5 protein-coding genes are annotated in these 5,916 nt (G+C 63.4%); 2 read left to right on the forward strand and 3 right to left on the reverse strand.

From position 1 onward, the window contains the following. Positions 1 to 69: 69 nt before the first annotated feature. From QOC89_RS26825 to QOC89_RS26835, 3 genes are all read right to left on the reverse strand, one after another. Positions 70 to 534 carry a RidA family protein gene (locus tag QOC89_RS26825; protein WP_323047795.1) on the reverse strand — a complete coding sequence of 155 codons (465 nt, stop codon included), beginning with the start codon at positions 532 to 534 and terminating at the stop codon, positions 70 to 72. A gap of 66 nt (positions 535 to 600) precedes the next feature. Next, positions 601 to 1,797 carry a PLP-dependent aminotransferase family protein gene (locus QOC89_RS26830; RefSeq protein WP_323047796.1) on the reverse strand — a complete coding sequence of 399 codons (1,197 nt, stop codon included), beginning with the start codon at positions 1,795 to 1,797 and terminating at the stop codon, positions 601 to 603. Positions 1,798 to 1,872: 75 nt separating this feature from the next. Next, positions 1,873 to 2,562 carry a VOC family protein gene (locus QOC89_RS26835; RefSeq protein WP_323047797.1) on the reverse strand — a complete coding sequence of 230 codons (690 nt, stop codon included), beginning with the start codon at positions 2,560 to 2,562 and terminating at the stop codon, positions 1,873 to 1,875. Positions 2,563 to 2,840: 278 nt separating this feature from the next. On the opposite strand from QOC89_RS26835, the gene QOC89_RS26840 reads away from it, so the two are divergent. Both QOC89_RS26840 and htpG read left to right on the forward strand, forming a co-directional pair. Beyond that, positions 2,841 to 4,295, forward strand: coding sequence for a PLP-dependent aminotransferase family protein (locus QOC89_RS26840; RefSeq protein WP_323047798.1), 1,455 nt, complete (start codon positions 2,841 to 2,843; stop codon positions 4,293 to 4,295). Positions 4,296 to 4,372: 77 nt separating this feature from the next. After that, positions 4,373 to 5,916: molecular chaperone HtpG (htpG, locus tag QOC89_RS26845; protein WP_323047799.1), on the forward strand; the 1,544-nt coding region annotated here is incomplete at its 3' end.

Below are 5,916 nucleotides of genomic sequence, written 5' to 3' on the forward strand. Positions count from 1 at the left end.
CGCGACGCGTTCAATGCACTCAGGAGCGGCCCGCCGGAAAAATCGGCGGCGCGAACCCGCAAGCCTGCGTTATTCGACTTCGGCGATCAACTCGATCTCGACGCATGCGCCGAGCGGAATCTGCGCCACGCCGAACGCCGAGCGCGCATGCTTGCCGCGCTCGCCAAACACGTCAGCGATCAGTTCCGACGCGCCGTTGGTCACCAGGTGCTGCTCGGTGAATTCGAATGTCGAGTTGACGAGGCTCATCAGCTTGACGATGCGCGTGACGCGGTTCAGATCGCCCACATGCGCGTGCAGCGTGGCAAGCAGGTCGATGGCGATCGAGCGTGCGGCGGCCTTGCCTTCTTCGGTGGTGAGCGTGGCGCCCAGCTTGCCGGTCCACGGCTTGCCGTCCTTCTTCGCGATGTGACCCGACAGGTACACCGTGTTGCCGCTTTGCGCGCTCATCACATAGGCGGCTGCCGGCGCGCCCGCGCTCGGCAGTTCGATGCCCAATTCCTCGAGCTTGTCGTACACGTTTGTTTGAGCCATGGTGTGTCCTTCGTCAGTAAGGGAGTTCGGTAACCCGGCGCGCGGCCGGGCGCGTTTTGACCTGCGTTAGAGCTTCGCGCGGATCAGCGCCGCGAGACGCGCCACGCCTTCGTCGATCTTGGCCGGCGGCACCGTGACGAACGACAGGCGCAGCGTATTGTGCTCGGCTTCGTTCGCGAAGAACGGACCGCCCGGCACGAACGCGACATTCTGCGCGACGGCTTCTTCCAGCAGCTTCATGCTGTCGATTTGCGCAGGCAGATTCACCCACACGAACATGCCGCCTTCCGGACGGTTCCAGCTGACGCCTTCGGGCATGTAGCGTTCGAGCGAAGCGAGCATCGCCGCGCATTGATCGCGGTACAGCTCGCGAATGGTCGGCACGTGAGTGTCGAGGAAGCCGTCCTTGATCACCTCGTACACGATCCGTTGCGTGAAGCTCGGCGTGTGCAGATCGGTGGCTTGCTTGGCTTGCACGAGTTTGAAGATCAGCTCTTCGGGCGCAATGATGTAGCCGACCCGCAGGCCCGGCGCCAGCACTTTCGAGAACGAGCCGAGGTGGACGATGTGATCCGGCGCCATCGACAGCATGGTGGGCAGCGGCTCACCCGCGTAGTCGAGCGCGCCGTAGGGATCGTCCTCGATCACCGGGAACGGCGCGGTTTTGGCAAACGCAGCAAGTGCGCGGCGGCGTTCGACCGGCAGGCGTCGGCCCGTCGGATTCTGGAAATTCGGCTGGGCGTACAGGAGGCGCGCGCCGGCCGTCAGCTCGGGCGTGAGCGCCTCGGGAATCAGGCCTTGCTCGTCGGTCGGCACCTGCACATAGCGCGGTTCGTACATCGAGAACGATTGCAGCGCGCCGAGGTAGGTGGGCGTCTCGACCAGCACGGGGCTGTCCGGGCACACCAGCACTTTGCCGAGCAGATCGAGCGCTTGCTGCGAGCCGGTGGTGATCAATACCTGCGACGGGCGAATCTGCGCGCCGTTCACCGAATAGCGTTGGGCGATCCATTCGCGCAGCGGCAGGTAGCCTTCAGTCGCGCTGTATTGCAAAGCCGCGGCGGGTGCGTCGCGCAAAATGCGGTCGGATGCTTCGCGCATGCGTTCGGCCGGAAAGGTCGCCGGCGAGGGCAGGCCGCCCGCGAACGAAATGACTTCAGGCCGTTCCGTGACTTTCAGGATCTCGCGGATCGCTGAGCTCGTGAGCTTGCGTGCGCGTTCGGACAGTTGCCACGTGGGGGCTTTCAAGTCGCTTTGGTCCATGGTCTCCTCTGCTGGTATCTCTGGAACCGGTCAAAACTTCAATTATCGCGCGAGTCGGCGACCCGCGCGCGCTGCTTATTTAAGGGTCCGTAGACCGTCGGCTGTTTCGAATTCGGCGACCAGCGCCGCAGCGCCTGCCGTGGGCTCCAGCACGATCAGGTGCGCCGCGCCTAGCCAGTGCAATTGCGCCGCGATCGTGTCGGCTTGCGGATGCGTGGCTTTCAGCGCCTTGAGTGCAATGCCCGTTTCCGGCAAGACGGCAGACGGATGGCGCGGCGTGTCCCACTGGATCAGCGACGGCAGCACGCCGTCGCCCGCGCCTTGCCAGACGGGGAAGGCGCCATCGTCGGGCACTGACAGGCCCCACGTGAAATCGCCGCGTGTCATCGGCACGATCGGGGGGATGCGCTGTGGATACTGCGTTTGCCAGACCGTGAGCCGCTTCGGCCGGTCGACTCGGGCAACCCAGTGCGACAGGTACGGCCCCGTTTCGAGCCGTGCCTGCGTCGCCGGGTCGTCGAGGGCGAACAGGCGGGCCCGAGGCGCGGCGCCATCCGCGGGATCCGCGGCCTGCGAGTCGATTGCGACCACCTCCAGATACACGTCACCCCACAGCTTCAGCAGGCGATTGTGGGTGCGCATCAGCGGATGCGTACCGCCGCCTGCCGGTGCGACGCCGAGCGTATCGGCGACGTACTGCGTGCCCTCGTCGAGGGTACGGGCGGAAATCACGAGATGGTCGAGATGGAGCGAATGGGCAGTCATGGCGGATCGGGAAAGCGGTTTCTGCGGTAAGCCGGAACGCGCGCTGGGTGCGGCAGCAGCCTGGCCGGGGTCGTAAGCATAACCGTTTGCCGGGTCGGCGGGCCAGACGGATGGCGTTTGGGCTGGTCTTGCCCGAGCCTGGCCGTGTGCGGTGCATAGCGCCTGGGCCGCTTCGTCATCCGCTGCTTATCTTGAATGTAGCGTTCAATGTAGCGGCGCAGACCAGCACAGTAACGGTACAATCGACTCGATACCGTTCGGTACAGTTGGAGCCCGTCATGTCCGTCCCGCTTGCCCAGATTCCCACCCCGCACGACACGGCGTCGCTGACGCTGGTGGAGCAGCTCGTCCAGTGGGCGCGCCGCCGCATCGAGGAGCGCGTGTTCCGTCCCGGCATGCGCATGCCGTCGATCCGCAAGCTGGCGCTGGACAAGGGCGTCTCGCGCTTCACCGTGGTCGAATCGTACGAGCGGCTGGTGGCGCAGGGCTACCTGGAGTCGCGGCGCGGTTCCGGGTTTTATGTGCGCGAACGATTGGGCGGTGCGCCAACGGCTGAGATCCGCACCATTGCCGCGGCGGCGCCCGCGCCGGCCACGATCGACGTCGTCTGGCTGTTGCGCAATATGCTGCATACGGGCGCGCGCCCCGAGCGCAGCCCCGGACTGGGCTACCTGCCGGGCCGCTGGCTCGACGGCGATCTGATCACCAGCGCGCTGCGCACGCTGGGCCGGCAAAGCGGTGCGCAGATGCTCGGCATCGGCACGCCGCAGGGCTTTTTGCCGCTGCGCCAACAGTTGCAGACGCGGCTTGAGGAGCTGGAAATCGGCGCTTCGCCGGATCAGATCGTGATGGTCTCCGGCATTACCCAGGCGATCGACCTGATTTCACGCATCTATGTGAAGCCGGGCGATGCGGTGATCGTCGGCGATCCGGCCTGGTTTCAGATGTTCGGGCGTTTTGCGTCGCAGGGCGCGCACCTGGTCGGCATGCCCTATACGCCGGACGGGCCGGACCTCGACGCGCTCGAGTCGCTGGTGCAGACGTGGCGGCCGAAAATGCTGGTGATCAATTCGGTACTGCAGAACCCCACCGGCACATCGCTCACGGCCGCGCAGGCGTTCCGCATTCTGCGTCTCGCCGAGGCCTACGATTTCATCGTCGTCGAAGATGATATTTACGGCGATCTCTGCCCGCCGAGCTATCCCGGCACGCGGCTCGCGAGTCTCGACCAGTTGAAGCGCGTGATCTACCTCGGCAGCTTTTCGAAGACGCTCGCGCCGAATCTGCGCGTGGGTTTTATCGCTTGCGCGCCGGAGGTGGCCACGGCCGTCAGCGATCAGAAAATGCTGGTCGGCATGACGAGCCCCGAACTGAACGAGCGCGTGCTCTACAAGATTCTCACCGAGGGCCACTATCGCCGGCATGTCGAGCGGCTGCGCGCGCGGCTCGACGGCGTGCGCGAAAAATCCGTGCGAATGCTCGAGAAGACCGGCCTGAAGCTGTTCCTGACGCCCACGGCGGGCATGTTCCTGTGGGCCGACACGGGTGTCGATGCGAGCGCGCTCGCGGCCGCCGGCCACGAAGACGGGTTTTTGCTGACGCCTGGCAGTCTGTTTTCTCCGCAGCAATCGCCGACCACGTGGATGCGCTTCAATATTGCCAACTGCGGCGATCCTGAACTGGCGACGTTCCTGTGCCGCTATCTGGACAGCGTCGCGCGGCGTGCCTCTTGAAACCGCGCCGGCTCGCCCCAATTTACGCCGGCAATGTTCAATCCCATTCGTATCCGTAACAGAGAGGAAGTCCGACCATGGCACAAGAAACCATGAGCTTTCAGGCAGAAGTCAAACAACTTCTGCACCTGATGATCCATTCGCTGTACAGCAACAAGGAAATCTTTCTGCGCGAGCTGATTTCGAACGCGTCAGACGCGGCCGACAAGCTGCGCTTCGAAGCGATCGAAAACAGTGCGTTGTACGAAAACGATTCGAATCTGCGGATTCGCGTGTCGTACGACAAGGCCGCGCGCACCATCACGCTCGACGACAACGGCATCGGCATGAGCCGCGACGAAGCGATCGCCAACCTCGGCACCATCGCGCGCTCCGGCACCAAGGAATTCTTCGGCAAGCTCTCCGGCGATCAGCAGAAAGATGCGGCGCTGATCGGCCAGTTCGGCGTGGGTTTTTACTCGGGCTTTATCGTCGCGGACAAGATCACGGTGGAAACGCGCCGTGCCGGCTTGCCGGCCTCGGAAGGCGTGCGCTGGGAAAGCGCGGGTGAGGGCGATTTCGCGGTCGAGCAGATCGAGCGCGCCGCGCGCGGCACGACCATCACGCTGCATCTGCGTGCCGATGAAGACGAGCTGCTGTCGTCGCATCGTCTGAAGTCGATCATTCAGAAGTACTCGGACCACGTCGCGCTGCCCATCCTGATGGCGAAGGAAGAATGGGACGCCGAAAAGAGCGAGATGGTCACGAAGGACGAAGACGAGACCGTCAACCAGGCAAGCGCGCTGTGGACCCGTGCAAAGAACGACATCACTGAAGAGCAGTACAAGCAGTTCTATCAGCATCTGTCGCACGATCATCAGGATCCGCTGACGTGGACGCATAACCGCGTCGAAGGCCGCAGCGAATACACGCAACTGCTGTATGTGCCCACGCACGCGCCGTTCGACATGTTCAATCGCGATCATCGCGGCGGCCTGAAGCTGTACGTGAAGCGCGTGTTCATCATGGACGACGCCGAACAACTGCTGCCCGCGTATCTGCGCTTCGTGAAGGGTGTGGTCGATTCGGCTGATTTGCCGCTGAACGTGTCGCGTGAAATCCTCCAGGAAAGCCGCGATGTCAAGGCGATCCGCGAAGGGGTGACCAAGCGGTCGCTGTCGATGCTCGAGGAATTGGCGAATTCGGACAACGATGCCGATAAGGAAAAGTACGCCGGTTTCTGGAAGGAGTTCGGCCAGGTGCTGAAGGAAGGCATTGGCGAAGACTTCGCCAATCGCGAGCGTATTGCAAAGCTGGTGCGTTTTGCCTCTACGCACACGGAGACGCCGGAGCAAACGGTGTCGCTCGCCGATTATGTTTCGCGCATGAAGCCCGAGCAAACGAAGATCTGTTACGTCACGGCTGACACGTGGCAAGCCGCGAAGAATAGCCCGCATCTGGAAGTGTTCCGCAAGAAGGGCGTGGAAGTGCTGCTGCTGACGGATCGTGTCGATGAATGGATGTTGTCGTTCTTCAACGAATTCGATGGCAAGCCGCTGCAAAGCGTGGCCCGCGGCGACCTGGATCTTGGCGCGCTGAACGACGAGGAAAAGCAGGCGCAGGAGAAGGTCGGCGAAGAGTT

It is taken from the genome of Paraburkholderia sp. (assembly GCF_034668105.1).
GTDB lineage: Bacteria > Pseudomonadota > Gammaproteobacteria > Burkholderiales > Burkholderiaceae > Paraburkholderia.